Source organism: Treponema sp. UBA785 (assembly GCF_002297065.1).
Taxonomy (GTDB): Bacteria; Spirochaetota; Spirochaetia; order Treponematales; family Treponemataceae; genus Treponema_D.
Genome location: NZ_DBJD01000072.1, coordinates 1 through 26,336, shown reverse-complemented (window position 1 = coordinate 26,336; position 26,336 = coordinate 1). Strand labels below are relative to the sequence as shown.

The following is a 26,336-nucleotide window of genomic DNA, read 5'->3' as shown; positions in this document are numbered from 1 at the left end:
TTTTGCAGCTTATTGCGCTAAACAAGATTGCTGTGCTTGCCAGAATTGCAGCAAGCCTAGTTAATTTTTTCATTCTGTTCCTCCAGATTTGTAATGTAAACTTCAATAACATTCTTTTTTAGTTTATTCGAGAATTTTTTAATTGAATATATAAAATTCTGCCTGCTTTTTCCAAAATAAAGGCAAAATGAATTCATCTTTCAAAGTAAAAAATTTGTCAAAAAGCAATAAAAAAATGTAAAAAATTCTTGCCAAAAAAAATGAAAAACATAATAATTTTATTATCAACGTGCACGATGCACGAAATATAAGAGGCTAAAGCATGAAAAACGTAGGTTATTACAATGGAAAGATGGGCTTACAGGAAGAGATGACGGTTCCTTTCTTGGACCGTGCAATGTTTTTTGGCGACGGTGTGTACGATGCGACATACTGTGCAAACCGCAAAATTTTTGAGACTGATTACCACATTGAACGTTTTTTTAACAGTTTGCGTCTTACAAGAATTCCTTTCAAATTATCAAAAGAGCAGCTGGTCGCAGAACTTCAAAAATGCATTGATGCCATGGATAGCGACGGAGTATGTTTTGTTTACTGGGAATGTACCCGTGGAACTGCGCCGCGCAACCACCTTTTTCCTAATGTTGAACCGAATCTTCTAATCACAATTTCTGAATCAAAACTCACTGATTTGAGAAAACCTTGCAAACTTATTACAGAAGAAGACACTCGCTTTTTCCATTGCAACATAAAAACTTTGAACCTCCTGCCAAGCGTAATGGGAAGCCAAAGAGCTTTTGAAAGCGGCGCAAGGGAAGTTGTTTTTCATCGTGGCGAGCGTGTTACTGAATGTGCGCATACAAACGTAAATATTTTAAAAGACGGAAAATTTATCACTCCTCCATTGGATGAACTTATTCTTCCAGGCGTTACACGCCGTCATTATCTTGAAATTTGCAAAAGAATAGGAGTTCCTTATGAAGAGCGTCCTTTTACACTAGATGAGCTTTTTGCCGCAGACGAAGTTTTCATCACTTCGGCAGGAACCTTGGGATTGCCGGCTTACGAAATTGACGGAAAACCAGTTGGAAGAAAGGACCCTGAACTTTTAAAAAAGCTTCAAACTGAGGCTGTTGAAGATTTTTACAAGGAAACTGGATATAAAGCCGACATTATCTGATTTTTAATTACGCTGTTTTTCTTATTTTGGGAGACATCTATGCAAAATTCGACTAATTTGACAGAAACAATTGAAGATATTGTTTTGCGTCATGGCTCACGCGGAATGAACGTGCTTAAAAAAAGTTTGCCGGCTGGTTATTCGCATAAGGCGGCAGAAATGATTTTGTCCTGGGAGAGAGGAAGAACAATTCTTCTGACAACAGGTTTTTATGTAGCCGGATATGCAGAAACAGACGGTCCTGCTGGAACTGTTTTTCTGGCGCTTGCGTTAAAAAAACTCGGATTCAATCCTGTAATTGTCACAGATTCTTTTTGCAAAGATTTTTTTGAACTAAAAGGGCTTGAAGTTGTCTATATGCCTTTTGACGGCGACGAAAAATATTGCACGGCTCTGCTTGAAAAATATCAGCCGGCGGGGCTTATTTCGGTTGAACGCTGTGGAATAAACATCAACGGCAGATACGAAAATATGCGCAGAGAAAGCATTGGCGAATTTACTGCCAGAACAGACATTTTATTCACTCTTGCCTACGGAAAAATTCCGACAATTGGCGTTGGCGACGGCGGAAACGAAATTGGAATGGGAAATGTGGCGGAATTGATAAGTTCAAAACTGAGCCTTGTTCCATGTTCTGTAAAAGTAGACTGCCTTGTAATAGCTTCCGTAAGCAACTGGGGAGCGTATTCAATTATTGCGTATCTCGATGCTCTTTCTCAAAAAACAGAGCTTTTGCCGGATTTTAAGGAAATCGAGGATTACATCTGCAGCACGGTAAAAATCGGAAGTGTGGACGGAGTCAAAAGAGAAAAAATTGTCGGTGTTGACGGGTTTGGAATGGACACAGAAAAAGAAATAATTCTTGCCCTGAAAAACGCAGTCATAAAATATAAAAACGGAGAAAACGATTATGCTGAAAGTTGATTTAAACTGTGATCTTGGAGAAAGTTTTGGAAATTATAAAATCGGACTTGATGAAGAGGTTATAAAATATATTTCCTCTGCAAATATTGCCTGCGGCTTTCATGCGTCAGATCCGCTGGTTATGTCAAAAACTGTTGCCATGGCAAAACTGAACAATGTGGCAGCAGGCGCGCATCCAGGTTTTCCAGACCTTGTCGGATTTGGACGGCGGAATATGAATGTCAGTCCTCTCGAACTAAAAGCGATGGTACAGTATCAAATCGGAGCCTTGCATTCTTTTTGTGTTGCAAATAAAGTCCCTCTTCAGCATGTAAAGCCCCATGGAGCAATGTACAATATGGCGGCAAAAGACGAAAAACTTGCCATTGCAATAGCAGAGGGAATTGCCGAAATTGACGATTCTTTGATTCTTCTTGGCCTAAGCGGAAGCGAAATGCTAAAAGCAGCCTCAACAGTCGGTCTACGGGCAAAAAAAGAAGTTTTTGCAGACCGCGCTTATAAAGATGACGGAAGTCTTGTTTCCCGTACAAAGCCAGGCGCAATGATTCAAGACGAAAATCTTGCAATTGAACGTGTTCTTGAAATGATAAAAAATCACAAAGTAAAGACAATTTCTGGCAAAGAAATAGAAATCGAAGCCGATTCTATCTGCGTGCATGGCGACAGCCCTAAAGCCCTTGAATTTGTAAAAAAAATCCGGAGTTCACTTGAAACTGAGGGAATTAAAGTTGTTGCCATGGGAAAATAATCCTATTTTTTGTCTATCTCAAGAATTGTGTTAAGGAGCACGTTTGCTCCTTTCCAGCACCATTCAACTGGCGAATATTCAAGTTCGCAGTGGCTGTGTCCGCCTTTGCTCGGGACAAAAATCATCGTAGTAGGAACAATTTCGCTAAGATACTGTGCATCGTGACCGGCTCCAGAGTACATTTTGTGGCTCTTGTAACCAAGTTTTTGAGCCGCATTTTCGACATCATCAACCCATTCCTTGTAGAAAGTTACAGTGTTTCGCGCCCATGCTTCTTTATAGCTCATTGTGCAGTTTGCCCACTCTTTTGGCATAGCTTTTATTATTTCAACACATCTTTTTATTATTTCTGGATTTTGATGACGCACGTCTAGTGTAAATTTTACCTCGTCAGGAATAATTGTGTGAATATTCGGATGACAACTTATTTTTCCGGTTGTATAAACCAGTTCCTTGTCGCCTATCTTGTCAAATTCTTCGTGAAGAAACAAAAGAGCTTGGCTTGCGGCAAAAAGAGCGTCTTTTCGGTAAGGCATTGGGAATGTGCCGGCATGGTCAGCCTGTCCGTGAAATGTAAATTCATAATTTATCATTCCAACCACTCCTTCAACCACTCCAACGTCGTATCCACCGGCTTCAAGAACCGGTCCTTGCTCAATATGAAGTTCAACAAGAGCTTCTGTTTTTGAAGGTTCAATTCTGTTCTTTTGTTCACCCAAAAAGCCGCTTTCCGAAAGAGCCTGTCCAAAAGTTTTTCCAGAACCGTCCTTTGCGACTGAAGCAAACATTTCTTCTTTTTTGAATTTGCCGCAGATTATTCCTGAACACATCATCGCAGGTTCATAAAGCGCGCCTTCTTCGTTTGTCCAAACAACAAGCTGAATCGGATGCCTGTGTGGAATTTTTTTGGTGACTATAGTTTCTATCACTTCCATAGCAGTAAGAACGCCAAGAATTCCATCGTAATTTCCACCCTGCCGAACTGAATCGCAGTGGCTGCCGGACATTATGACTTTTGCATCCGGATCTGTTCCTGGAAGAGTGCAGTAAATGTCTCCAAGATCGTCCGTCTTAAAATCAAGGCCAAGCTTTGTCATGCGCAATTTTATCTCGTTTCTTGCCTGAATAGCCGCTGGAGAAAGTGAAAATCGTGTAATTCCGCCGTGGCCTGTGTCTCCAAAACCTCCAAAAGTAGTTATTTTCTCTTCCATTCTTTTTATATCACATTCATACATTTGTCATACCTCTTTTTAGCAAAATAATGCGGTTAAAAAACGCAACCAGTTATTCCTTCATTATATTTTTCCCTTGAATGTATCTTCAAAGTCCGCCCCGAATCTCCGACGCATATAATCGATAATAACATCGGCACAACGTCTGCGTCCCACTCTCGCGCTGTTAAGCGTAAGGTCGTAGTTGACAGGATTTGTCCAGTAGTTTCCGCCAGAATAAAACTTATAATACTCGGAACGATATTTGTCCGTGCTCTCAATCATCTTTGCGGCTTCTTTTTCATTTACGCCGGTCTTTGTCATGATTGATTCCAGACACTCTTTTCGAGGAGCTTCTATATAAAAACTCGCAACATTGTCAAAATCTTTGAGAATATGATCGGCGCATTTTCCGATAATTACGCACGACACGTTCTGTGCAAGCTGCTTTATTATTTCCGCCTGAATACAAAAGAGATTTATATCGCTCTCAAAACGCTTGCTTGTAGGCGAAACTTCCTTTGGAAAAGTAAATTTTGCAAGCGCATTGGTTACATAATTTCCACGGAGCTTTTCATCAACTTCAATGAACATTTCCTCGCTTAACCCAGAATATGCCGAAGCCATTTCAAGAATTTGCTTTTCGTAGACGGGAATTCCCAGTTTCTCTCCAATCTGTGTCGCCGTCTGTTTGCCGCCAGAACCAAAACCTCTCGCAATTGTAATTACATAATTTTTAGACATTTTTTTACCCCCGCCTATACAGAAATATATTTAGCAGAAACTTCATCTGTCAGTTCGTCTATAGAACCTTCTTTTACGCTGAGGCCTTTTTGGATAATCATAAAACGGTCTCCAATTCTGCGCGCAAAGTGAAGATTCTGCTCTACGATAATCAGAGGAATATTCTTCGCTTTTTGATACCGTTTGAGAATATCTGCAATTCCCATAACTATATTTGGCTGAATTCCTTCTGTCGGCTCATCAAGAATAAGAATTTTGGGATCGCTCATTAGCGCGCGGGCAATTGCAAGCTGCTGCTGCTGTCCGCCAGAAAGCACACCTCCTTTTCTTCGCAGATGCGGCGTCAAATCAGGAAAATATTCAAGAATTTCCTTCATTTTTGCCTCAAATTGAACTTTTTTATGTGCCACAGCCCCTAATTGCAAGTTTTCTTTAACTGTAAGCATAGGAATAATTTCACGTCCCTGAGGAACATAGGCAATTCCCTTTTGAGAACGTTCATACGCCCGGCTCTTTGTTATATCGCTTCCGCCAAAATTTATTGAGCCGCAATCTACCGGCAAAAGTCCAATTATGCTTTTCATAAATGTTGTCTTTCCAACACCGTTTCTTCCAAGAATAAGGAATGTTTCTGCGCCTTCAATCTTTAAGGAGATTCCGTTCACAACCCGGCTCTTTCCGTAACTTACACATGCGTCTTTTACTTCAAGCATTTTTATTCTCCTCCTGTAGTTTTCTGGCCTGCAACTGCCTCTATAGAAACACCTGCCTTTTCAAGAAGCTGTGTCTGCATCTGTTTGACAATTTTTTCTTCAGCCGTTGGCTCTTTTTTATCAAGGTCGGCATCGTTTTTAAGATAAACACGGACAACTTCCGGATTATTGGTAATTTCCTCGTAAGTGCCTTCTGCAAGAATCTCTCCATGATTTAAAACAGTGACTTTTTTTGCAATTTGCTTAACAAAATCTATGTCGTGCTCGATTACAAGAATAGTTTTTCCTTTCATAACATTGAGAATCATCTCGCCCGTCTTGTATGTTTCGTCCGCTGTCATTCCCGAAGTCGGCTCGTCAAGAAGAATAACCTTTGGATCCTGTGCCAAAACCATTCCCATTTCAAGCCATTGCCTCTGACCATGCGAAAGAGAAGAACTTATCATGTCCCGGTAATCGTAGAGATTTATCTGCTTTAAAATGCCATTGATTTTTTCGACAATTTGCGGCGTGCGTCTGTAGGTGAATGTTTTTATAAGCGACGAATAACCGCGAAGAGCAACTTCTATGTTCTCAAAGACAGTCATGTTCGCAAAAATATTCGGTCCTTGAAATTTGCGCCCGATTCTGTAAGTTTCAGCGATTTTATAGGGCGGTTCTCCTGTTATATCGTGTCCGTCAAGGAGAATCTGCCCTTCTGTCGGTCTTGTCTTGCCGGTAATCATATCCATTATTGTGGTTTTTCCGGCACCGTTCGGTCCAATAAGCACGCGAAGTTCTCCTTTTTCAATCTTGAGATTGACTTTATTGACAGCCCGGAATCCTGAAAAAACAACTGAAACATCTCTCAATTCAAGGTATGAAGCCATTGTCATGCCTCCTTCTAAAACTCCGCGTTAGCGGCGAGCTACGGATGGCGAGAATCACAGCTTGAGAAAGCAACGCTTGAGCAAACTGTGATGATAAAAATTACAAGGACGTAATCTTTATCATGCCTCCTGTTTTTGCTGCGAGATTACTTTTGCAATTCGACGGTTATACTGAATATCCTGCAAAGTTCCAACAATTCCTTTTGGCAAAAAATAAACGATAAGAATAAGGACAGCGCCAAGCACAAGCTGCCACATATTGCCAAAACTTTCAGAAAGCTTTGACTGCAAAAAACTTACAAGAAGTGCGCCAGCCATTGCCCCCGTCAGGTTTCCACGTCCACCGACTGCAAGCCAAACAAGAACCATCGTTGAAAAGCTGACGCCGGCCGCCTCAATAGAAATAAACGACGTCATTGGAAGATAGACCATTCCGGCAAAACCTGCAAAAAACGCTGCTATTGTAAAGACCGCAATCTTAAACACCGCAGGATTGTATCCGAGAAACTGAAGCCGGGCCTCGTTGTCGCGGACAGATTTTATTACACTGCCAAAACGAGCCTTTGTAATAAGACGGCAAAGAACATAAACTGCCACAAGCGCAGCAAGACCGATATAATACCAGCCCGTAATCGTTATAGGTCTGCCGAAAAATTTTATTTTGTCGAGTCCTCCTGCAATTCCGTTGATTCCGGAAGAGCCGCCGGTGTACATCTGCTTTGTAGCAAGAAGAAGTTCAAACAAAGCCGCAAGCGCAAGAGTTATCAAATTATAGAAAACTCCTTTAATCTTGCTGTAGAAAATAAAAAGCCCAAGAATAAAGGCAACTGCCGAAGGAACCAAAAGTCCCATCAAAAAAGCAAACGGAATATTCTGCAAAGGCTTATATAATAGAGGAATCTGCGTTAGTCCGCCAAATTCCATGAATGCAGGAAGCCCGTTCTGGCACGAGAGAGAGATTCCCAATACATATCCGCCAAGCCCAAAAAAGAGCGCAAATCCAAGGTTCATCAATCCGGAATATCCCCAAAGAATATCAAGCGCAAGCGCAAAAATCATATAGGAGATAAATTTTCCGAACACCAGCTGGCTGTACATTGAACTAAAAAGCGGAATAAAAATAAGAAGCGCAAATATTCCATAAGCAATCCACTTTTCAACGCTTACAGATTTTACAGAAGACAAACCTGGCGTCTTCAGTTTTTCAATTTTTTCATCAAAACTCATAATTCACCTCACCTATCTTTTTTCCTTTGAAGAAAACAGACCGTTCGGCCGGAAACGTACAATCACAATTATCACAACAAAAATTAAAAGCTTTGAGACAATCTGGCTCATATATCCCGACATAATTGTGATTGATTCATTGATTACAAATGAACTTGCAAATGATCCTATTATTGAATTAAGTCCTCCGAGAATTACGACAAGAAAACCGTCAACATTGAACGCCGGTCCCATTCCAGGAAAAACGCTCTTTATCGGAGCAATCAACGCACCAGAAAAACCTGCAAGAGCAGCACCATAGCCAAATGTAAACATATTTATCCGTGCAACATTGATTCCAAGGCACTGCGTCATATCGCGGTTTTGTGTAATTGCGCGGAGTTGCATTCCAAACGAAGTTTTATAAAAAAGAACAAGCGTAAGCGCAAGCACAACCAAGGCCATTAAAATCAAAATAAGGTTGTAATACGGAATAGAAACTCCAAGAACTGTAATCTGTCCACGCAACGGAACTTCCAGCGTCTGGCTTTCCGGTCCAAAAATCATTCGTACAATCTGCTGAATTATATATTCAAGTGCGAACGTAACAAGCAGAGTTTCTGCAACTTTTCCGTAAAGTTTTTTAATAACCGCCTGCTCAATTATTATTCCGACAAATCCAGTTATGAGGGCTGCAAGAATGCATGCGAGTGCAAACGGAATATGCAGCGCATTAACGCTTATACAGGCCGTATAAGCTCCAATCATTATGAACTCTCCGTGTGCATTGTTGACAACGTCCATCATTCCAAAAATGATTACAAGCCCGATTGTCGTAAGAAACAAAACCGATGAGTTACTGATTCCGTTCAATAGCTGTTGTAAGAAAAGGCTCATCTGTATCATGCCTCCTTATAAAATTCCGCGTTAGAGGCGAGCCACGGATGGCGAGAATCACAGTTTGTGAAAGCATCGCTTGAGCAAACTGTGATGATAAAAATTACAAGGATGTAATTTTTATCATGCCTCCTTTTTGTGTTAAAAACTCATCAACTGACTGTGCGCCGCGGCAGTTTTCCGTCATTGTCCACCGCGACGACAGATTTTTTCTTCAATTTTATTCCGTTATTCAGGAATCGGAGCTACAAGTCCGTCACTTTTTGCAAGAATCTTGTAAGACAAATCATCCTGAACCTGGCCAATATAAGTATTAAGCCAGCAGTGATGGTTTTTCTCGTCCATTTTTATCTTTCCTCCAGGTGAATCAATTTCAACACCTGCAGCCGCGGCAATAATATCCTGCGCCGAAAGCGACTGCGCATTTTCTATTGCTTTTGCAAGAATGTAGATTCCGTGATAAGCACCTTCTGCGCTGTTTGTAACTGTTGTTGTCGTTCCAAAAAGCTTCTGATATTTTTCAACAAAAAGCTTGCTTTCTGGCGTATCAAGAGAATTAAAATAGTCGAACGAAGCATAGTTTCCGACCGCTGCGGAACCTACAGCCTTAATTGCTGACTCGTGTGACGAAATTGAACAAAGAGGAACTTTTTTTGGATCCATTCCATATTGAACATAGTCCTTGTAGAATGGAACATTTGAGTTGCCTGCTACACCGGAGAATACGCAATCTGCGCCAGAAGCCTTAATTCTGTTTACAACAGAAGAAAAGTCTGTTTCGTTTGTAGGTGTATATTCTTCTCCAACAATTTGTCCGCCAAATTTTGCAATATATTCCTTTGCAAAGGCGATTGTCTTGCGTGGAAATTCATAATCCGATCCAACAATATAGATTTTCGGACCGAGATTTTTTATCATCCACGGAATAAATGCCGCAACCTGCTGGTTTGGACAAGTGTTTGTGTAAAGAAGGTTCTTTGAAGGTTTTTCGCCCTCATAATAAGTATTATAAACAAGAACGCTATTGTATTTTTCAATCGTAGGAATTACTGCAAGACGCGTATTAGATGCATTTGTTCCAACAATAGCAGTAACGCCATCTTTCAAAATCATCTGCTGAGCCTTTTCCGCTGCCATAGCCGGGTCTGAACCGTAGTCAACATACAAAGGTTCAATCTGCATTCCTTTTACGCCGCCAGCCGCATTGATTTCGTCTATCGCCATTTTAGCCGCATTCTGCATAGGCGTTTCAGAAAGACTGAAATTTCCAGTCGTGCTGTAGAGAATTCCAATCTTAACTGTTTTTGCAGAACTCTTTTTTTCTCCGCAAGAAAAAAATCCAAAAACAGCCGCAAGGACTGCTAAAACCTCAAGTGATTTTTTAAAGACTTTTTTCATAATTATGCACCTCCATAGATGAACAAAAAAAGGCGGCCCAATCCATCTTCTACGATGAATAGAACCGCCTTTGATTCATAAAAATTAAACTTAGTATACAGACATTGCTCCAGACATAAAAATCTTATTTGCACAAATTTTAATTTTTTTTTCGTGCATTTTAACTATATGCCTGCATTATTTTTCTGTAACATTTTTGCATTCAACAAGCGAATAAACGTCTTTTCTCCGGGCAGAGAGAATTTTATACTGATTTCGGAAATCATCAACCTGTTCAAGCTGCAAATCGCACAAAAGAATATTTTCTTTTTCGTCCAGTTGAGCAAGAATTTTTCCAAATGGGTCAACAAAAAGCGAATGTCCCCACGCAACATAACCAGCATTTTCGTCACGGGCAGGAGAACATCCTGCCATAAAAACCTGATTGTCGGTTGCACGTGCACGGAACATAATATCCCACCAGGCAGGACCGCTCGTCATATTGAATGCTGCAGGAACAACAATCAGTTTTGCACCCTTGTCAACCATAAGCCGCGCCAATTCAGGAAATCGAATGTCAAAGCAAATCATAAGTCCGATTTTGCCGAATTCTGTGTCGAATACTGTTACGTTTTTTCCTGGACTTAAAGTCTCGCTTTCATAAAACCGCGCCGAAGGAATATCGCAGTCAAACAAGTGCATTTTTCGATGCTTTGCAATCTGTTTTCCGGTTCGGTCAAAAACATAGGAAGTATTGTAGATTTTTTCTACGCGGTTGCCATTTTCTTCACTTATTTCCAATTCAGGCATTGAGCCAGCCACAAGATAGATTTTATTTTTTCTTGCAGCAGCGCTCAATTTTTGCCAGTTCTTTCCGCCATCTTCCTGAGCATAGACAGGAAAATTTGACGCCTTGTAAGGACAGGAAAACATTTCCGGCAAAACAACAAAATCAGCACTAGAATCACTTGCTTTTTCGATTTGTTCCAACGCAATTTCGATATTGTCATCATTGGAACTTTTTCCTTTTATCTGAATCAGCGCGATTTTCATTATTTTTTCCTCAAAATCTCATAAACCGCAATCTGCTCTTCTTTTGAAAGAACTTTGTAGCAGTTTGCAGGTGAACCAGACGCAACGGAATCTGACGCCATTTTTTCTTCTTTTTGAGCAAATTTTTGAAGATCAAGACCGTATTCACGAAGAGTTGGAACATTCAAGGATTTTGTAAATTCCTCAAGTTTTTCAAGAAATTTTTCAGAGGCAATTTTCGGTTCCTCTCCGTCATGAGCCGCTCCAACCAATACGGCAAGTTCTGCAAAACGTGAATATGCTCCAGAAAGCACAGCGCGCAGACATTCAACCAAAAGCATAGCATTTGATATTCCATGCGGAACATGAAAAACCGCTCCAATCGGACGGCTCATTCCGTGAACAATCGTTGTAGGACTAGTATTTATTGCAACTCCAGCCTCGTAAGCGGCAATGCTCATATTTTCGCGGGCAACCTTGTCCGTACCGTCCTTTACAGCGACTGGAAGATATTTGAAAATTCTCTTAATCGCATCAAGACAGTACAAATCCGTAACTGGAGTATGTTTTACACAAGTATAGCTTTCAATCGCATGCGTGAGCGCATCCATTCCTGTGGCCAGTGTGATTGAAGAAGGAGAAGAAAGAGTATATGTGTAATCAACAACAGCGATTTTTGGAAGAAGCGCGTCGCCTTTTATTAAGAGTTTTGAATCTGTCGCTGTTTCTGTAAATACGACATATTTTGTCACTTCGGAGCCAGTTCCAGCGGTTGTAGGAATCAACACAAGCGGCGCAAAATCCCCGGACATCTCCTTTCCTTTGTAGTCGCCAAGTTTTCCTGGAAGAACAGCCATAGCCGCAATTGCCTTTGCGCTGTCGAGAGGTGTTCCTCCGCCAAGCCCAACAATAAAATCGCACTTTTCTTTCTTAAAAACCTCGACCCCGGCATAAATCATCAAATCCGTAGGCTCTCCAGGAAGATCGTTATAGATAACGCTGTCAATTCCCTGTTCTTTGAGCACATTCTGAACCTGAGCGGCAAGCCCGGTCTTTGTAATTATTTTTCCGGTTACAATCAAAGCTTTGTTTCCAAAAGACTTGAAATAAGGCGCAGCGACTTTTAACGCTCCTTCGCCCATTACAGTCCTTGGCGCTGTCGTAAAATTAAATACCATGGATTTCTCCCATAAAAAGTCAAGATTAAAACTTCAGTTCTAGAATTGACTTTTTAAGTTGTTTCGCAACAAAGTGAGAAACAACAGATGATAAGAAAGTTTGCAACGCAAACTTTTAAAGATAAAAACAGACGCTGTTTTCGGCTGTTTTTATCTTATCTCCTTTTTAAGCTAAATGTATTTTTCGTCAACAATACTCAAAACATCGTCCAGCTTTTCAAGTTCCTCGTCGATCTGTGCTTCGGTTATGATAAGCGGAGGAGCAACAATAATTACATTTTCGTGTGAATATGTAAAAAATCCCCGGCTTTTGAGTTCCTTTACAATCGCTCCCATTATTCCTTTTGGATCCTGTCCCCAAGGAACAAGCGGCTCACGGGTCTCTCTGTCCTTTACCAGTTCAATTCCAGAAAAAAGCCCGATGTAGCGAACATCTCCAATGCTCTTATGTTTAGCCTTAAGTTCCTCAAGTTTTTTTCCAAGATGCTTTCCAACTTTCTGAACATGAGATTCAATATCGTTTTTAAGGTAGAATTCCTGGCAAGCAACACCAGCGGCACATGCCAACGGATGACCAGAATATGTAAGTCCGCACGAAAGATACTTGTCATCAAAGAAATGAGCAATTTCATTCTTTACGATACATCCACCCAGCGGAATATAGCCAGAGTTTACGCCTTTTGCAAAAGTTATAATATCTGGAGTTACGTCAAAATTCATATATGCAAACATTTTTCCTGTTCTGTACCAGCCAGCCATAACTTCATCGCAAATCATCATGATTCCAAATTCATCACAAATCTTGCGGACACCTTTTAAGTAGTTCTTTGGATAGATGATAATTCCGTTTGAACCAACTACAGTTTCAAGAATGATTGCAGCAATTCTGTCGCCGCCTTCAAAAATAACCTGTTCACGCAGACGTTCTACATAATATTCACATTCCTCATCTTCCGACTCAAAGTGAATTTTTTCCTGATAAGGATAAGGCCCGCGGAAGTGAATAAAGCCGGGGATAGCCGGCTCAAGCGCAAAATGGCGTGGTTCACCGGTCAAGTTTCCGGCTCCAAAAGTTGAACCGTGGTAAGAACGGTACTGGCTCATTACCTTGAAACGTCCGGTATACATTCTGGCAATTTTTATCGCATTCTCGTTCGCATCTGCCCCACCGTTTGTAAAGAACACTTTTCCAAAACAGTCAGGCAAACGGTCGATAATCGATTTTGCAAGCTTTGCACGGCTTTCTGCTCCCCAGGAGCCCTGAACATAAGCAAATTTATCAAGCTGAGCCTTTATAGCTTCGGTCATTTCCTTGTTTGCGTAACCGGCATTAACATTTACCTGCTCAGAAGACATATCCGCATATCGTTTTCCGTCGGTATCATAGATATAAATTCCTTCGGCATGATCAACAACAATTGGATCTAGTCCGCCCTGCTTGCTCCATCCCAAAAGCACATTTTCTGTCTGCATTTTTGCAATCTCTTTTGCATTCATATTCCTGCCTCCAAATTAAGTTCAATTTTAGCGTGAAAAACTTCTGCCTTCACGTTTTTGTTTATGACACAACATTAGCACGTCACTGTTTCGTGCACGATAGCAAATATGACAAACATTTATTTATTTTTTGTGCATTTTTTACATTAGTTCTGCAGAAAACTTTCTGGAATATCAGTTATGAGCATGTGTCCAGGCGCATGGGTTATACAAAAGTCAGGTTTTGAATTCATAACGACGCTTTGAGGAGTTACTCCGCATGCCCAGAACACAGGAACTTCGTTTTCCTTGATTGTGCTAATTTCTCCAAAATCAGGTTTATTTATATCTTTTATTCCGATAAGCTCAGGTGAACCAATATGAACCGGCGAACCATGAACTTTTGGAACCCGCGATGTAATTTCGACAGCACGAACGATTTTGTCATAAGGAATTGGCCGCATAGAAACAACCATTTTTCCGCTAAAAATTCCGGCCGGAACCGTATCTATATTTGTAATGTACATCGGCACATTGTGGTTTTCAGAAATATTCCGGACATCAATTCCACCATCAATCAAAAGACTCTCAAAAGAAAAACTGCATCCAATAACAAAAGAAACAAGATCATTCCTCCAATACGAAGAAACGTCCGTACATTCATCAAAAAGCTTTCCATTTTTCCAAACTCTGTATCCTGGAATTTCTTTGGCAATGTCTGCTCCTGGCGCAGAAGTTTTAAGGAATCTGGAGCCGCAATCGCTTACCTCAAGCAGCGGACAAGATTTTTGATTGCGCTGACAAAACAACAAAAAATCATAAGCATATTTTTCAGGCAGAATACAAAGATTTGCCTGGGCATAACCGTCACACATTCCAGAAGTCTGTCCTGTAATCTTTCCATCGCTTATCAATTGGCGGACTTCATTTGGCAAACTTTTCCGATACGGATTTGAATTTTCAATTTTTTTCATATTTTCCCCCATTTTTCGCAATTTTCTCTTGAATCAAAACTCTCCGAATTCAACAAAACACAAAACGCACTTTTTTTCCAGGACGCGCCTGAGCCAATTCCCGCATACTCCGCTGCAAAACCGTGGCAATCTTCGCATATCCTCCGGTCGTCTGTCTGTCCGCCGCCATTACAACTGGCAGCCCGCTCGATGTTATCTGAACTGCTCCAAATGGAATCGCATCAGAAATTATATCTGTCTTGCCGCAATCAAGACTGTTTCCTAAAAAGCGGATTCCCATCCTGTCGCTTTCAGAACTTACTTCATAAACCGTAGAAGTAAATTTTTCAATTGTTTTTTTGTCAAAAAAATCGTATTGAGCGCCAGGAAGAACTTTTAGTACAAGCGGCAAATTTTCATCGTCTTTTATTTCAATTCTTTCATTTTCTATATTCAAAACTGATGAATAAAATTCTTTGTTTTTAAAACCATGAGAACTTTCTCCAAAAGCAAGCTGTCCGCCTTTAACTAGTTTTCCGCCATAACCGCCCATTCCGCTCTTAACGTTTGTCGACGCACTGCCAAAAACTGGAGGAACAAGAATTCCGCCTCTAAATGCAATGTATGAACGCAAGCCTTTTACTGCAAAACCGCATTTTAGAACGCTTCCGGCGCTTGCCTTGACAGCTGTATTCATTGCGACAGTTTTTCCGTCAAGACTGGCATTCAATTCTGCACCTGTGATTGCAAACACGCAGTCCGAAGAAAATTCAAGTTCAGGACCGCACAAGGTTGTTTCAAGGCAGGCTGTGTTTAATTCGTTTTGAACAAGAGCATTTGCAAAGGCAAGACTTTTTCTGTCCATCGCTCCGCTCTCTCCTATTCCGTATTTTTGAAAACCTTTTCTGCCGAAATCCTGCACAGTGGTCAACAATCCGCCGTCAATAATTTTTGCTCCTCCGCCACAGACAAAACGCGCTGTTTTTTTTGGCGCGCTCATTTTATTTTCTGAATAGCCGTTTTTTTCCAGCCAGTCCAATTCATCAAACTCGTCAAATTCGCGCCTTGTAACTGGCACAAATCTAATTTTGTCTCCTGCCGAATATAAAAAAGCAGGATTTCTAAACTGATTGAACACTTTTAATGGAGTACGTCCGATTATTCGCCAGCCTCCGGGAGAATCAACAGGATAAAGCCCTGTCTGGCTTCCGCCAATCGCCACGCTTCCAGCCTGTATTTTTGTGCGGGGAGTTTTTAGACGCGGAGTCTCAAGTCGCGGGTCAAGTCCGCCAAGATAAGCAAAACCCGGCAAAAATCCAAGCATATAAATCAAATAATCTGTTGAAGAGTGAATTCTGACAACTTCTTTCTGCGAAAGTCCTGCGTTCAAGGCAACATCTTTCAGGTCAGGAGCAAATTCTTCATCATCGTAACAGACAGGAATTTTTACAACGCGACCTGAGTTTTCTGTCGTTTTTTCCCCATCCGAAAGAACCCTGTCCAAAATCCGCCGGGCAGCTTCAAGAACTTTTTTACGTCCTTCATCTCCATTTTCTGCGCAATCAAAATAGACGGTAACGGCGCAATAAGTCGGAACAATCTCTTCAATTTTTACGTCAGAAATCCCAACTGCCGCTTCTTCAAAAAACTTGGCAAACTCAAAAACCATTCGGTTCACTTCAATACAAATTTTCTGCTCAAACTGAACTTCAAGTGAATTTTCGCCCGAAAAAACTATCTTACAGCCTGTCATTTTCGTCCACTCCTTAATCAAGGCAAATCATAAAACCAAACAAAAATTTATTCAATACATCGTGCACGATTGTTTATTTTTTTGAAAATGGTTATTATTGTTTTATTATGAATATTTTCGATATTATCGGTCCTGTTATGGTCGGACCGTCCAGTTCCCATACGGCAGGAGCTGTAAAAATCGGCTATGTTGCGAGAAAACTTCTTGGAGAGCCTGTAAAAAAAGCGCAGATTCTCTTGTACGGTTCATTTCTCGCAACAGGAAAAGGTCATGGAACTCATAAAGCGATTCTGGCAGGACTGCTTGGAATGAAGCCGGACAACCCTGAAATTCCACGGAGTTTTGAAATTGCGGAGAAAAATGGACTTGAATTCAGTTTTGGCGAAGCAAAGTTAAAAGATGTTCATCCAAATTCTGTGCAGCTTATTTTGTCTGGAATAAACGGAAGACATTTGGAAGTTGTCGGAGAATCTCTTGGAGGCTCGCTCATAAACATAGCGGCCATAGACGGACTTAGCGCCAATTTTTCCGGAGAATATCCGACACTGATTGTCCACAATCTCGACCAGCCGGGACACATTGCAGAAGTTACAAGCATGCTGAGCCATAAATCCGTGAATATTGCCGAAATGCAGCTTTACCGTTCAAACAGAGGTGGAAATGCTGTCATGATTATTGAATGTGATCAGGAAATTCCAGAGGAATCCATAAAATGGGTTTCGCATCTGGAAGGAATCGAAAAAGTTACATATTACAGTCTTGAGGGGTAAATTTACAAACAGAGGTTTTAAATGAGTTTTAAAAGTCTAAGTGAAATAGTTGAAAAAGCGAAGACCGAAAAAAAAGAATTCTGGCAGATTATCATAAAAGATGACATGAAAGAACAGGGAACAAGTTTTGAAGAGTCGTTCGCAAAAATGAAGGACATGTACTTGGCAATGAAAAATGCGGACAAAAACTACGATCCTGCCCTTCGTTCAGCAAGCGGTCTAAGCGGTGGAGATGGCGCAAAACTGGAAGAATTCAAAAAACAAAAAAATCGTCTTCTTGGCGATTTTATGACGGAAGTAATGGAAAAAGCCGTAAAAATGGGCGAAAGCAATGCATGTATGAAAAGAATTGTAGCCGCTCCAACTGCTGGCTCCTGCGGAATAATTCCTGCAGTTCTATTAACTTACGAAAAACAGTGCAACACAACAGAAGAAAAAATCGTACAGGCTCTTTTTGTCGCGGCAGGAATTGGAGAAGTAATCGCTCAAAATGCGTGCATAAGCGGTGCACAGGGTGGCTGTCAGGCAGAAATAGGCTCTTCAAGCGCAATGGCAGCAGGCGCACTTACAAGTCTTGACGGCGGAACAAACGATGACATTTTGAATTCTGTGGCGCTTGCCCTAAAAAATATGCTTGGACTTACCTGCGATCCTGTTGCCGGACTTGTAGAAGTTCCTTGTATAAAAAGAAACGTGAGCGGAGCTGTAAACGCCGTTGTCGCCTCTCAAATGACAAAAGCCGGCGTAAAAAGCGCAATTCCGGCAGACGAAGTAATAGACTCTATGGGAAGAATCGGAAAACTTATTCCTGCATGTCTTAGAGAAACAGGAGAAGACGGCCTTGCGGCAACTCCAACAGGACTTATGATAATGCAAAAAATGAGAAAATAATAAAATATATAAAGTTTTTAAAATGCGTTAGGGATAGTAGGGGCGCGCCACACAGGCGCGTTCCGGAGCAATTGCGCAGGAATAAAACCCCGGATAGCCCGGTGCCTGGCATTCGCCAGGCAAACGCCCATAATTCAAAAAAAATTGTCTTTAATCAAAATTAAAACAAAAAAAACCGCCCCCTTTCCTTGTGTCTGACAGCAACAGTCGGTCCGGGGACGGCCACAAAAAGGAGCAATTTTAATTTTAACCGCCGAGATATGCCTTTTGTACCTCGGGATCGTTGCGAAGCTGTTCACTTGTTCCCGATGCGATTATCTCGCCAGTTGCAAGAACATACCCACGATCGGCAAAATCAAGGGCGACCTTGGCATTCTGCTCTACAACGAGAATTGTCATCTGTCTTGTAAAATTGAGTTGTTTAAGCGCACGGAACATTTCGAACATAAGTTTAGGCGCAAGTCCCATGCTCGGCTCATCAAGCATTATAAAAGGACTGTCCGTCATAAGCGCCCTGCCAACTGCAAGCATCTGCTGCTCACCGCCAGACAAAAGTTCACTTCTCTGCCGGCGACGCTCGTACAGCCGCGGAAAAAGATCGTAAACCTGGTCATAAAGTTCAGCTGTCCGAGCTTTTGAATCCGGATTTTTTCTGCGCCCATAGCATGCCATCTGAAGATTTTCCTCGACGGTAAGATTGCCAAAAATGTGTCTTCCCTCAGGAACAAGACACATCATCTTTTTCTGTATCAGCTCATAAGGCTCAGTCTTTAAAATGCTCTGACCTTCAAACAGAATATCGCCTGATTTTACGACAGGCGCTTCCGGCCGGCCAAGGCGGGCAAGGCTCATCAAAGTTGAAGTTTTTCCAGCTCCGTTCGCACCGATTAGTGTTACAATTTCCCCACGGTTTACATCAAAACTTATTCCGTGGAGAGCTTCTATATTTCCATAGGATACTTTTAAGTCTTTTACTTCCAAAAGCATATTCACCTCACATAAAACGTTTACAACGCAAACTTTTAAAGGTAAAACTCAAAAAACAGCCGAAAATGGCGTCTTTTTTATCTTACCTCCTCCATAAAAATTCAAAACACATCCGTTATTCTGGTTTTCTGCTTTGAGATGCAATCTCAATCGGTTTAAAAGGCGCTTCAGCCTCTTCAACAATCTTCGAGTTTCCAAGATATGCGTCGATTACCTTCGGGTTTTTCTGAATTTCTTCCGGAGTTCCTTCAGCGAGTTCCTTTCCAAAATTTATAACTTTTATATTGTCACAAAGCGTGTTTACAACCTGCATCTGGTGTTCAATCATCCAGATTGTAACTCCAAACGTGTCGTGAATCCATTTTATGTAACTTATAAGTCCGTCAAGATCAGAAGTCGAAAGTCCGGCGGCAGGTTCATCAAGCATAAGAAGTTTCGGGCTCAGACTCAGAGCACGGGCAATCTCAACACGGCGCTGAATTCCATACGGAAGATTTTTTGGATAATCCAGGGCAGAATCCGCAAGTGAAAACTTTTCGAGAAGTGCCCAAGCTTCTTTATGAATTTCCGCTTCCCGCGATTTGTATTTTTTTGTCCGTAAAAAAACATCTTTTAACGAAAAACCAAGACGCGAGTGCTGGGCAATACAAATGTTATCAAGAACCGTCATATCGCTCCAAAGCCGAATATTCTGAAAAGTCCGTCCAATATGAAGGTCGGCAATCTTGTGCGGACGCAGACCGTTGAGTTTTGTTCCGTCAAAAGTAATTGTTCCCTCAGAAGGCACATAAAATCCGCTCACCAGATTGAATACAGTCGTCTTTCCAGCTCCATTTGGTCCTATAAGTCCGTTGATTGTTCCTTGCTTCAATTCCACATTTATGTCTGTAAGCGCCTGAAGCCCGCCAAAACGGTGTGTAAGATGTTCTATTTTCAACAATGTTCCACTCATGCCGCACCTCCTTCTGCAGAAACTTTCGCTGGTCTAATCTGATTTTTGTTTGCTGGAAAAAGTTTTTTGAGGAATGGAAAGAAATGAGTAAGTTCCTTTGAACCCATAATTCCTTCCGGATGAAATTCCATTATCAAAATCAAAATCAGAGGAATTATTACCCATTTCCAAATCTGCGCTGGACGAAGAAGCTCAAGCAAAATCGTAAAAATCACAGCAGAAAGAACAGAACCGCTCAACGAACCCATTCCGCCCAAATAAACCATGACAAGCGATTCTGTAGACTTCATAATTCCGAACGACGATGGATTTATAAAACCAAGAAGATGGGCAAAAAGACCGCCGGCAATTCCAGCAAGGAACGAACTAAAAGTAAACGCAATCAGCTTCATTCTGTTTGTGTCTACCGACATAATTTCTGCCGAAATTTCATCGTATCTTACGGCGCTTATTCCCTTGCCGAGAGTTGAATTCATCAAATAATAAATTGAAAGAATCGAAAGAACCGCAAAAACAAGTCCCCAAACTAAAATCCAAGGCACATCGACTACATCAGCCATTGAACTCATAACGGATTTCATTCCCATAAGTCCACGGCTTGCGCCTACTGCCGGAATATTGTTAATCGCTGTAGTTACAATAAAGTTTGCCGCAACCGTAATAATCGCAAGATAGTCATCACGAGTCTTAAACGAAGGAATCGCAACTATAAGACTTACGAGCATTGCTCCAAGACCGCCGGCAATAATCGAAAGCGGAAAACCAAAAAGAGACAGACTTTCAGGCAAAAGAGCGCTGCCAGTAATAGAATTTCCGTCCTTAAACAGAATAAGCGAAATTACGGACGAAACATAAGCTCCTGTCGCCATAAAGCCGCCGTGTCCGCAAGAGAATTCTCCCATGTAGCCGTTTACAATGTTAAGGCTTGCAGACATTATTATGTTTATGCAGATTGTAACGATAATCGTCTGAAAATAATTGTTAATAATCTCAAAATGCGCCAGAACCGTAATCAGCAGAATCATGACAATTGTCGAAACTGGCATAAAAAGTTTCTGTGCACGGACAGAAGGATTCAATCTTCTATCCATCATATTGTTAAAATTTTTAATGAACGTCATTTTTTCACCTCCTGCGCCAGATTAGATTTTTGTCGATTTAGCCACACCAAAAAAGCCAGTCGGTTTTATCGTAAGAATCACAAGAAGAATTACAAACGAAACCAAATCTTTATAGCTTGAAGGAAGAAAAGCCGTAACAAAAATTTCAATAAAACCAAGAAGAAATCCGCCTATAAACGCGCCTTTTATATCTCCAATTCCGCCGACAACAGCCGCAATAAATGCTTTCCAGCCGATAATCATTCCCATATAAGGATCCATAACCGGATACGACATTCCAAAGAGAATTCCGGCGACAGCCGCAAGAGCAGAACCAAGTCCAAACGTAAAGGTAATTACAGTGTTCAGAGGAATTCCCATAAGAGGAATAGCAAATTTATCGAATGATATTGCCCTCATGCTCATTCCCAAAGTTGTAGTCTGAACAACAAACTGCAGCAAGGCAAAGATTACAACTGCGCTTACAATTACAAGAACTTTAAGCGAAGTAATAGTAACCGGACCGATATTCCATACATGTTTTGGAAGAATATCTGGAAAACTCCGTGCGGAAGCTCCAAGAAGAGCGAGGTTTCCGTTTTCAAGAATAAAACCTATCATCAAGGCTGTAATAACAACATAAAGGCGGTTTGCACCCTTAGCCCGAAGAGGACGGTAAGCAACACGCTCAATTCCAATTCCCAGAAGAGCAGTCAATGCAACTGTCGCAACAAGTGTTATTACAAAAAGAGGAATACCTGTAAGACCAGCAAAATGTGCCGTCAATCCTGCCACAACAAAAAAAGCGATGTAGCAAGATGTCATAAAAATATCTCCGTGGGCAAAATTTATGAGTCGGAGAACGCCGTAAACAAGACAATAGCCCAATGCAATAATTGAATAAAAACTGCCCCACTGAAGAGCGTTAAAAATATTTTGAATCAAAAATGTCACAGTCTGTCTCCCATAAAAAGTCAAGATTAAAACTTTAAGCTTGGCTTTTTTAAGTTGTTTCGCGATGAAGTGAGAAACAACCGATAATAAGAAAGTTTGCAACGCAAACTTTTTAAGATAAAAACAGACGCCATTTTCGGATGTTTTTAGCACCCTTTCCTTATAAAACTCCGCGTTAGTGGCGAGCCACGGATGGCGAGAATTACAGTTTGCAAAAGTTATGCTTGAGCAAACTGTAATGATAAAAATTACAAGGATGTAATTTTTATCTTATTCCTTTTTGTGTCTGTTTTTAATTGATTAAAACCAATTCGGATAAAACCAAATCCAGCAATCTGAAATCCAGCCCAAAAAGAGCAGATTCCAGATTCTCTAAAAAGCAGCGCCTTAAACTATGGCTGCAATGACTTTACATATTCAAATTCGCCTTCAGGTGTAACTTTTACAACAACAGCGTCTTTAACTGGATCTCCGTCTGGAGTAAAGCGCATATTACCTGTAACTCCGGCAAAACTTGAAATTTTTCCCATAGCCTTCATAACATTAGTACGATCAGTCTTCAGTTTTCCTGTAATACCAGCATCCTGAATTGCCTGCAAAACAATATGAATCGCATCGTATGTAAGGGCGGCAACATCGTCTGGAGTATAGCCATAAGCTTTTTCGTACTTTTCAATAAATTCCTTGGTTTTGCCAGTTGCACCTTTTGCCGCATAATGGGTTGTAAAATAATCGCCAACAACCGCACCTTTAGAAAGTTTGAAAAGATCAGCCGAACCCCAAGAATCAGAACCCATAACAGGTTTAGACCAGCCCAAATCCTTAGCTTGCGATGTTATAAGACCAACATGGTTGTAATAGCAAGGAAGATACAGAAAATCTGCGCCAGAATTTACAACCTTTGTAAGCTGAACCGAAAAATCCTGGTCTTTTTGGCCAAACGACTCAAAAACAACAACTTTTCCGTATTTCTTTTCCCATTCAGCCTTGAACAATTCTGCAAGAGTTTTAGAATAGTCGTCTTCAAGATTGTAGATAATGGCAACCGACTTTGCTGCAAACTGTTCGCTCGCAAATTTAGCGGCAACAGGAGCCTGGAACGGATCAAGGAAGCAAGCACGGAAACAATAAGGCCGGCCAGCAGTAGCCGCAGGGTTTGTCGCCCAAGGTGTAATCATCGGAACTTTTGCATCGTTATAAACTTCACCGGCAGGAATAGCGCGTCCAGAGCCTTCCGGTCCAATCGAAGCAAGAACTTTGTCAATATCAATCAGCTTATTCGCAACATTTATAGCAGAATCAGCTTTAAGCTCATTATCAACATAAATAAAATCAAGAAGGTATTTTGTGCCTTTTACATCCAGACCGCCGGCAGAGTTAATTTCGTTCTTTACAATCTCACCGGCACATTTTGCGCCCTCACCTACTTTTGGCGAGTCGCCTGTCAACGGAATATTGAATCCAATCTTTATAGTCTTCTGTTTTGCAGCAAATGCACTGCAAACCGCCATTGAAGCAACCGCTCCAAGTGCAAAAATTTTCCAGATCTTTTTCATAAGTGGCTCCTTTCTTGCGAGAAGCCCTTTTTCAAGGTCTCCCGCATATAAAATAAAAGGGCTATACAGCTCTTTTTATGCAACAACCTTGTTGACTTTTAATTACATCGTGCACGATATAATTTATGAAAAAATGGTACAGTTTAGATTTTTTAGTGTCAAGAATTTATTTTTATAATCTTGCACAAATTTTCACACTTTTTTTTATGCAAAATCACCATTCGAAAGGCTCAATTGCGAGCTATAAACTCTTTTATTTCAGAAAGCATTTTTTTAGCAATGTTTCGGCCAATTTCATAAACTCGCTGAAGCTCATCTGGATTTTTTTCGGTACGGCTAATTCCGAGAGAATTTCCAGGACAAATTACGAGAACATTGCCTTTTTTTTCCTGTTCAAAAACATATTCGGTTTCTGCGTTATACATTTTGTGCCGATTTTGCATGGCTTGAATAAGCGCCGGATACTTTCTCAGCGACATTTTTATGAACGGCATAAGCGCATTCGGAGATTTTTTGTAGTGTCGCGGCTGAGTAAGAATTACAATATTGCGGGAAAATCCCAGTTTTTCAAAAAATTCCAGCGGAATAGAATCTGTCATGCCACCGTCAAGCAATTTATATCCGTCAACATCAACAGGCCGGCTCGCAAGAGGCATTGAAGCGCTCGCCCGCATCCATTTAAGGTCGTTTTCACCGCAAGTTTCGAGTTTTTTATAAACACATTTTCCAGTCCGGCAATCGCTTGCCGCAACATAAAAAGGAATCGGATTTTTTTTGTAAGATTCAAGGTCAAACACGTCAAGCTCATTTGGAATCCTGTTGTAACAAAAATCAGCTCCATAAAGGTCGCCAGTTTTTAAAAGCGAACGAACTGAACAATACCGCCAGTCGCCAGCAAAACGCTTATTATAACGAATAGTCCGCCCGATTTGCCGCGACTTGTAATTACAGCCAAAAACCGCACCGGCCGAAACCCCGATAACTCCGTCGGTATAAATTTCATTTTCCATTAAAACATCAAGCACGCCAGCCGTAAACATACCACGCATTGCGCCGCCTTCAAGCACAAGCCCAGTTTTAGAAAAATTGCCGGAACAAACAGCCTCGCCTTTGATATTTTTATCAGCATCATCTTTCATGCCATAAACTCCAGTTCAAAATTCACAACGAACAGTTAAATTTCAATATTATTGTACGATTCATTGTACGCACACTTTTCCAGCGCCTGCATTTGCATTTACCCAGGATTTGACGTTTTTATTTTCAAGCGTAACATACAAATAATAAGACTCCGGATTAAAATTCGAATTTGGCGAATACGAAATTGAACCGCCAGCTTCATTTGGACTTGCAACAGTGCCAAAATAGTTATTTTCCGCACAAACAACAGAACCAGCCCTTGCATTTATCGAAGTCTGACTGTTATAAATTCGGTTGCTGTCGCTGTCATAAACGTTATTCAAAACATGACAAAGCGAATTTCTCACAAAAGGACAACGCTGCCCGCAATTAAGCCAGTAATTGTAAAAAAGCGAAATTTTTCTTGCGGCCGGATCATTTTCACCGTCCTTATCAGAAGAACCAATTAGCATAGTTTTGTCGTGATTTTTAAAAACGCAGTTAGAAACAGTCACATTTGTCGTAGTAGACTTCATATCACAAAGACCGTCATAAACCTGCCATTTTTCGCTATTTGCAGCTTTTCCAAGATTAAGAGTATCTTCAAAAGTACAATGATCAATCCAAATATTTTTTCCATTATCAATGCTAACTAAATCATGCTGAGCATTCCAACCGTCGCCACTTTCATGATGAGGAAAAGGATCAACAGCATCTTTTAAAGAAAGATTTCTAATAACAACATTAGAAACATCTTTTACGCTAAAACTTCCACCTCGAACATACCCCCCCCTATCCAAACCAATAATAGCTGTGTTATTTGCAACAGCAATCTGAATAATTTTTTTATACGCATTGCTAATCGAAGTCGTTCCTGTATTGTCACCCACAGAAACGTTTGTCGTATTTTTAATCCATTCACCATAAGTTGAATATTCAGAATTGCTTGCAACAAAAGAATTCATTTTGTCAGTGGCACTTGAACCGTCCATTACAGAGCCTTCGGCCGGCAAAATTCCCTCCGACATATCAATACTGCCTTCCACAAAAATCACATAACCGCCTCTTTTCGCGTATTGTTTTAATTCAGAGCCAGTCGAAACAGTAACCATATTCACCATTTTTGACATATCAACGCCAAGCCCCGCAAAACCAATCGCTTTGTCAGAAACCAAAATCTCTTCGGAAGGATTAACTCCAAAAATCTTGTATGCAGAATAGCCATTACATTCCACCGCAACTTTTACAAAACCGCCGGCAACCGTTCCCACTTTTAGCAAAACATATTCTCCGCTTTTTGCACTCTCGCTTTTCAAAACAGCACCGCCAGTCGAATCACTTTCAACACAAAAATTTACAACTTCGTTAGAATCGGCACTTCCATCTTTATAAAAAGTAGCGCAAAAAGTAACTTCCTCTTCGGCTTCAACAAAACTAGAATTGCTAGAAATTACCAAACCGTTAAATTCATCTTCTTCCTGCTTACAACCAGCCATCAAAAAAGCCGCCGCCAAAACTAAACAGATTCTCTTAAACACTTTCATAACTTCCTCATCAAAAAATTCCATCTTTAATTATAATAAATTTTTAGAATTCTCCACAACTGCAAAAAAAACACCTCCGGCTCTTAAAAACCAGAGGTGCAATATAAAATTTTTGGGCGTACCGGCAACAAGTTGCCGTCGGGCTTTTCAGGGTTGTCATTCGCAAGCGAACGGCTCCGCCGCCCTTACAATCCCTTACGCA

The 26,336-nt window shown here is 40.9% G+C and carries 24 protein-coding genes; 5 read left to right on the top strand and 19 right to left on the bottom strand.

Annotated elements, in window-relative coordinates; translation table 11 throughout:
* Positions 1 to 322: 322 nt before the first annotated feature.
* From B2X33_RS06160 to B2X33_RS06150, 3 genes are read left to right on the top strand one after another with little or no spacing between them, the layout of a single operon-like run.
* On the top strand, positions 323 to 1,180 hold the full coding sequence (locus B2X33_RS06160; protein WP_296668381.1) for an aminotransferase class IV: 858 nt from the start codon (positions 323 to 325) through the stop codon (positions 1,178 to 1,180).
* 39 nt (positions 1,181 to 1,219) lie between these two features.
* Complete coding sequence (locus B2X33_RS06155) at positions 1,220 to 2,104, top strand: DUF4392 domain-containing protein (RefSeq protein ID WP_296668379.1); 885 nt, start codon at positions 1,220 to 1,222, stop codon at positions 2,102 to 2,104.
* Positions 2,091 to 2,852: a LamB/YcsF family protein gene (locus tag B2X33_RS06150; protein WP_296668377.1), complete on the top strand. Its 762-nt coding sequence runs from the start codon at positions 2,091 to 2,093 to the stop codon at positions 2,850 to 2,852. Before B2X33_RS06155 ends, B2X33_RS06150 begins: the two co-directional genes overlap by 14 nt.
* A 2-nt stretch (positions 2,853 to 2,854) precedes the next feature.
* Here B2X33_RS06150 and B2X33_RS06145 read toward each other — a convergent pair whose 3' ends face one another.
* From B2X33_RS06145 to pxpB, 12 genes are all read right to left on the bottom strand, one after another.
* Positions 2,855 to 4,087: a Zn-dependent hydrolase gene (locus B2X33_RS06145; RefSeq protein ID WP_296019384.1), complete on the bottom strand. Its 1,233-nt coding sequence runs from the start codon at positions 4,085 to 4,087 to the stop codon at positions 2,855 to 2,857.
* Between the two features lie 60 nt (positions 4,088 to 4,147).
* Positions 4,148 to 4,807: a cytidylate kinase-like family protein gene (locus tag B2X33_RS06140; protein ID WP_277075881.1), complete on the bottom strand. Its 660-nt coding sequence runs from the start codon at positions 4,805 to 4,807 to the stop codon at positions 4,148 to 4,150.
* A 14-nt stretch (positions 4,808 to 4,821) separates the two neighbouring features.
* Complete coding sequence (locus tag B2X33_RS06135; protein WP_296019390.1) at positions 4,822 to 5,520, bottom strand: ATP-binding cassette domain-containing protein; 699 nt, start codon at positions 5,518 to 5,520, stop codon at positions 4,822 to 4,824.
* Positions 5,521 to 5,522: 2 nt separating this feature from the next.
* Complete coding sequence (gene urtD / locus B2X33_RS06130) at positions 5,523 to 6,389, bottom strand: urea ABC transporter ATP-binding protein UrtD (RefSeq protein WP_296019393.1); 867 nt, start codon at positions 6,387 to 6,389, stop codon at positions 5,523 to 5,525.
* A gap of 120 nt (positions 6,390 to 6,509) precedes the next feature.
* Complete coding sequence (locus tag B2X33_RS06125; RefSeq protein WP_296668374.1) at positions 6,510 to 7,616, bottom strand: ABC transporter permease subunit; 1,107 nt, start codon at positions 7,614 to 7,616, stop codon at positions 6,510 to 6,512.
* 12 nt (positions 7,617 to 7,628) lie between these two features.
* Positions 7,629 to 8,492, bottom strand: coding sequence for an urea ABC transporter permease subunit UrtB (gene urtB, locus B2X33_RS06120; RefSeq protein ID WP_296668373.1), 864 nt, complete (start codon positions 8,490 to 8,492; stop codon positions 7,629 to 7,631).
* A gap of 228 nt (positions 8,493 to 8,720) precedes the next feature.
* Entirely contained in the window at positions 8,721 to 9,890 is a 1,170-nt protein-coding gene (locus B2X33_RS06115; RefSeq protein WP_296019402.1) for a transporter substrate-binding domain-containing protein, read from the bottom strand.
* Positions 9,891 to 10,067: 177 nt separating this feature from the next.
* Positions 10,068 to 10,922, bottom strand: a complete 855-nt coding sequence (locus B2X33_RS06110) for a carbon-nitrogen hydrolase family protein (protein WP_296668371.1) — start codon at positions 10,920 to 10,922, stop codon at positions 10,068 to 10,070.
* The gene (locus B2X33_RS06105; protein ID WP_296668369.1) at positions 10,922 to 12,079 is read right to left on the bottom strand and encodes an iron-containing alcohol dehydrogenase; all 1,158 of its coding nucleotides are present in this window, start codon (positions 12,077 to 12,079) and stop codon (positions 10,922 to 10,924) included. The genes B2X33_RS06110 and B2X33_RS06105 overlap by 1 nt, the downstream gene beginning before the upstream one ends.
* 171 nt (positions 12,080 to 12,250) lie before the next feature.
* Positions 12,251 to 13,576, bottom strand: coding sequence for an aminotransferase class III-fold pyridoxal phosphate-dependent enzyme (locus B2X33_RS06100; RefSeq protein ID WP_296019408.1), 1,326 nt, complete (start codon positions 13,574 to 13,576; stop codon positions 12,251 to 12,253).
* Between the two features lie 146 nt (positions 13,577 to 13,722).
* Complete coding sequence (locus tag B2X33_RS06095; protein ID WP_296668367.1) at positions 13,723 to 14,529, bottom strand: putative hydro-lyase; 807 nt, start codon at positions 14,527 to 14,529, stop codon at positions 13,723 to 13,725.
* A 49-nt stretch (positions 14,530 to 14,578) separates the two neighbouring features.
* Positions 14,579 to 16,261 (bottom strand): 5-oxoprolinase subunit PxpB, encoded by a 1,683-nt coding sequence (gene pxpB, locus B2X33_RS06090; RefSeq protein WP_296668366.1) that lies wholly within the window; start codon positions 16,259 to 16,261, stop codon positions 14,579 to 14,581.
* 107 nt (positions 16,262 to 16,368) lie between these two features.
* Between pxpB and sdaAB the strand changes: the two genes are divergently transcribed.
* Positions 16,369 to 17,031 carry an L-serine ammonia-lyase, iron-sulfur-dependent subunit beta gene (gene sdaAB / locus B2X33_RS06085; RefSeq protein WP_296668364.1) on the top strand — a complete coding sequence of 221 codons (663 nt, stop codon included), beginning with the start codon at positions 16,369 to 16,371 and terminating at the stop codon, positions 17,029 to 17,031.
* A gap of 21 nt (positions 17,032 to 17,052) precedes the next feature.
* On the top strand, positions 17,053 to 17,922 hold the full coding sequence (gene sdaAA, locus B2X33_RS06080; RefSeq protein ID WP_296019420.1) for an L-serine ammonia-lyase, iron-sulfur-dependent, subunit alpha: 870 nt from the start codon (positions 17,053 to 17,055) through the stop codon (positions 17,920 to 17,922).
* Positions 17,923 to 18,168: 246 nt separating this feature from the next.
* On the opposite strand, the gene B2X33_RS06075 is transcribed toward sdaAA, so the two are convergent.
* From B2X33_RS06075 to B2X33_RS06045, 7 genes are all read right to left on the bottom strand, one after another.
* Positions 18,169 to 18,909, bottom strand: coding sequence for an ABC transporter ATP-binding protein (locus B2X33_RS06075; protein WP_296019423.1), 741 nt, complete (start codon positions 18,907 to 18,909; stop codon positions 18,169 to 18,171).
* A gap of 115 nt (positions 18,910 to 19,024) precedes the next feature.
* Positions 19,025 to 19,861, bottom strand: a complete 837-nt coding sequence (locus B2X33_RS06070; RefSeq protein ID WP_288516835.1) for an ABC transporter ATP-binding protein — start codon at positions 19,859 to 19,861, stop codon at positions 19,025 to 19,027.
* The gene (locus B2X33_RS06065) at positions 19,858 to 20,982 is read right to left on the bottom strand and encodes a branched-chain amino acid ABC transporter permease (RefSeq protein ID WP_296668361.1); all 1,125 of its coding nucleotides are present in this window, start codon (positions 20,980 to 20,982) and stop codon (positions 19,858 to 19,860) included. Before B2X33_RS06065 ends, B2X33_RS06070 begins: the two co-directional genes overlap by 4 nt.
* 21 nt (positions 20,983 to 21,003) lie before the next feature.
* The gene (locus tag B2X33_RS06060; RefSeq protein WP_277075869.1) at positions 21,004 to 21,915 is read right to left on the bottom strand and encodes a branched-chain amino acid ABC transporter permease; all 912 of its coding nucleotides are present in this window, start codon (positions 21,913 to 21,915) and stop codon (positions 21,004 to 21,006) included.
* A gap of 392 nt (positions 21,916 to 22,307) precedes the next feature.
* Complete coding sequence (locus tag B2X33_RS06055; protein ID WP_296668359.1) at positions 22,308 to 23,471, bottom strand: ABC transporter substrate-binding protein; 1,164 nt, start codon at positions 23,469 to 23,471, stop codon at positions 22,308 to 22,310.
* A gap of 230 nt (positions 23,472 to 23,701) precedes the next feature.
* Complete coding sequence (locus B2X33_RS06050; RefSeq protein ID WP_296668357.1) at positions 23,702 to 24,610, bottom strand: patatin-like phospholipase family protein; 909 nt, start codon at positions 24,608 to 24,610, stop codon at positions 23,702 to 23,704.
* Positions 24,611 to 24,670: 60 nt separating this feature from the next.
* Entirely contained in the window at positions 24,671 to 26,134 is a 1,464-nt protein-coding gene (locus tag B2X33_RS06045) for a pectate lyase family protein (RefSeq protein ID WP_296668355.1), read from the bottom strand.
* Positions 26,135 to 26,336 lie beyond the last annotated feature (202 nt).

Bases quoted from the DNA above. Each gene is read 5' to 3' on its own strand.
- B2X33_RS06160 (WP_296668381.1), top strand. From the start codon at position 323: ATGAAAAACGTAGGTTATTACAATGGAAAGATGGGCTTACAGGAAGAG.
- B2X33_RS06155 (WP_296668379.1), top strand. From the start codon at position 1,220: ATGCAAAATTCGACTAATTTGACAGAAACAATTGAAGATATTGTTTTG.
- B2X33_RS06150 (WP_296668377.1), top strand. From the start codon at position 2,091: ATGCTGAAAGTTGATTTAAACTGTGATCTTGGAGAAAGTTTTGGAAAT.
- B2X33_RS06145 (WP_296019384.1), bottom strand. From the start codon at position 4,087: ATGTATGAATGTGATATAAAAAGAATGGAAGAGAAAATAACTACTTTT.
- B2X33_RS06140 (WP_277075881.1), bottom strand. From the start codon at position 4,807: ATGTCTAAAAATTATGTAATTACAATTGCGAGAGGTTTTGGTTCTGGC.
- B2X33_RS06135 (WP_296019390.1), bottom strand. From the start codon at position 5,520: ATGCTTGAAGTAAAAGACGCATGTGTAAGTTACGGAAAGAGCCGGGTT.
- urtD (WP_296019393.1), bottom strand. From the start codon at position 6,389: ATGGCTTCATACCTTGAATTGAGAGATGTTTCAGTTGTTTTTTCAGGA.
- B2X33_RS06125 (WP_296668374.1), bottom strand. From the start codon at position 7,616: ATGAGTTTTGATGAAAAAATTGAAAAACTGAAGACGCCAGGTTTGTCT.
- urtB (WP_296668373.1), bottom strand. From the start codon at position 8,492: ATGAGCCTTTTCTTACAACAGCTATTGAACGGAATCAGTAACTCATCG.
- B2X33_RS06115 (WP_296019402.1), bottom strand. From the start codon at position 9,890: ATGAAAAAAGTCTTTAAAAAATCACTTGAGGTTTTAGCAGTCCTTGCG.
- B2X33_RS06110 (WP_296668371.1), bottom strand. From the start codon at position 10,922: ATGAAAATCGCGCTGATTCAGATAAAAGGAAAAAGTTCCAATGATGAC.
- B2X33_RS06105 (WP_296668369.1), bottom strand. From the start codon at position 12,079: ATGGTATTTAATTTTACGACAGCGCCAAGGACTGTAATGGGCGAAGGA.
- B2X33_RS06100 (WP_296019408.1), bottom strand. From the start codon at position 13,576: ATGAATGCAAAAGAGATTGCAAAAATGCAGACAGAAAATGTGCTTTTG.
- B2X33_RS06095 (WP_296668367.1), bottom strand. From the start codon at position 14,529: ATGAAAAAAATTGAAAATTCAAATCCGTATCGGAAAAGTTTGCCAAAT.
- pxpB (WP_296668366.1), bottom strand. From the start codon at position 16,261: ATGACAGGCTGTAAGATAGTTTTTTCGGGCGAAAATTCACTTGAAGTT.
- sdaAB (WP_296668364.1), top strand. From the start codon at position 16,369: ATGAATATTTTCGATATTATCGGTCCTGTTATGGTCGGACCGTCCAGT.
- sdaAA (WP_296019420.1), top strand. From the start codon at position 17,053: ATGAGTTTTAAAAGTCTAAGTGAAATAGTTGAAAAAGCGAAGACCGAA.
- B2X33_RS06075 (WP_296019423.1), bottom strand. From the start codon at position 18,909: ATGCTTTTGGAAGTAAAAGACTTAAAAGTATCCTATGGAAATATAGAA.
- B2X33_RS06070 (WP_288516835.1), bottom strand. From the start codon at position 19,861: ATGAGTGGAACATTGTTGAAAATAGAACATCTTACACACCGTTTTGGC.
- B2X33_RS06065 (WP_296668361.1), bottom strand. From the start codon at position 20,982: ATGACGTTCATTAAAAATTTTAACAATATGATGGATAGAAGATTGAAT.
- B2X33_RS06055 (WP_296668359.1), bottom strand. From the start codon at position 23,471: ATGAAAAAGATCTGGAAAATTTTTGCACTTGGAGCGGTTGCTTCAATG.
- B2X33_RS06050 (WP_296668357.1), bottom strand. From the start codon at position 24,610: ATGAAAGATGATGCTGATAAAAATATCAAAGGCGAGGCTGTTTGTTCC.
- B2X33_RS06045 (WP_296668355.1), bottom strand. From the start codon at position 26,134: ATGAAAGTGTTTAAGAGAATCTGTTTAGTTTTGGCGGCGGCTTTTTTG.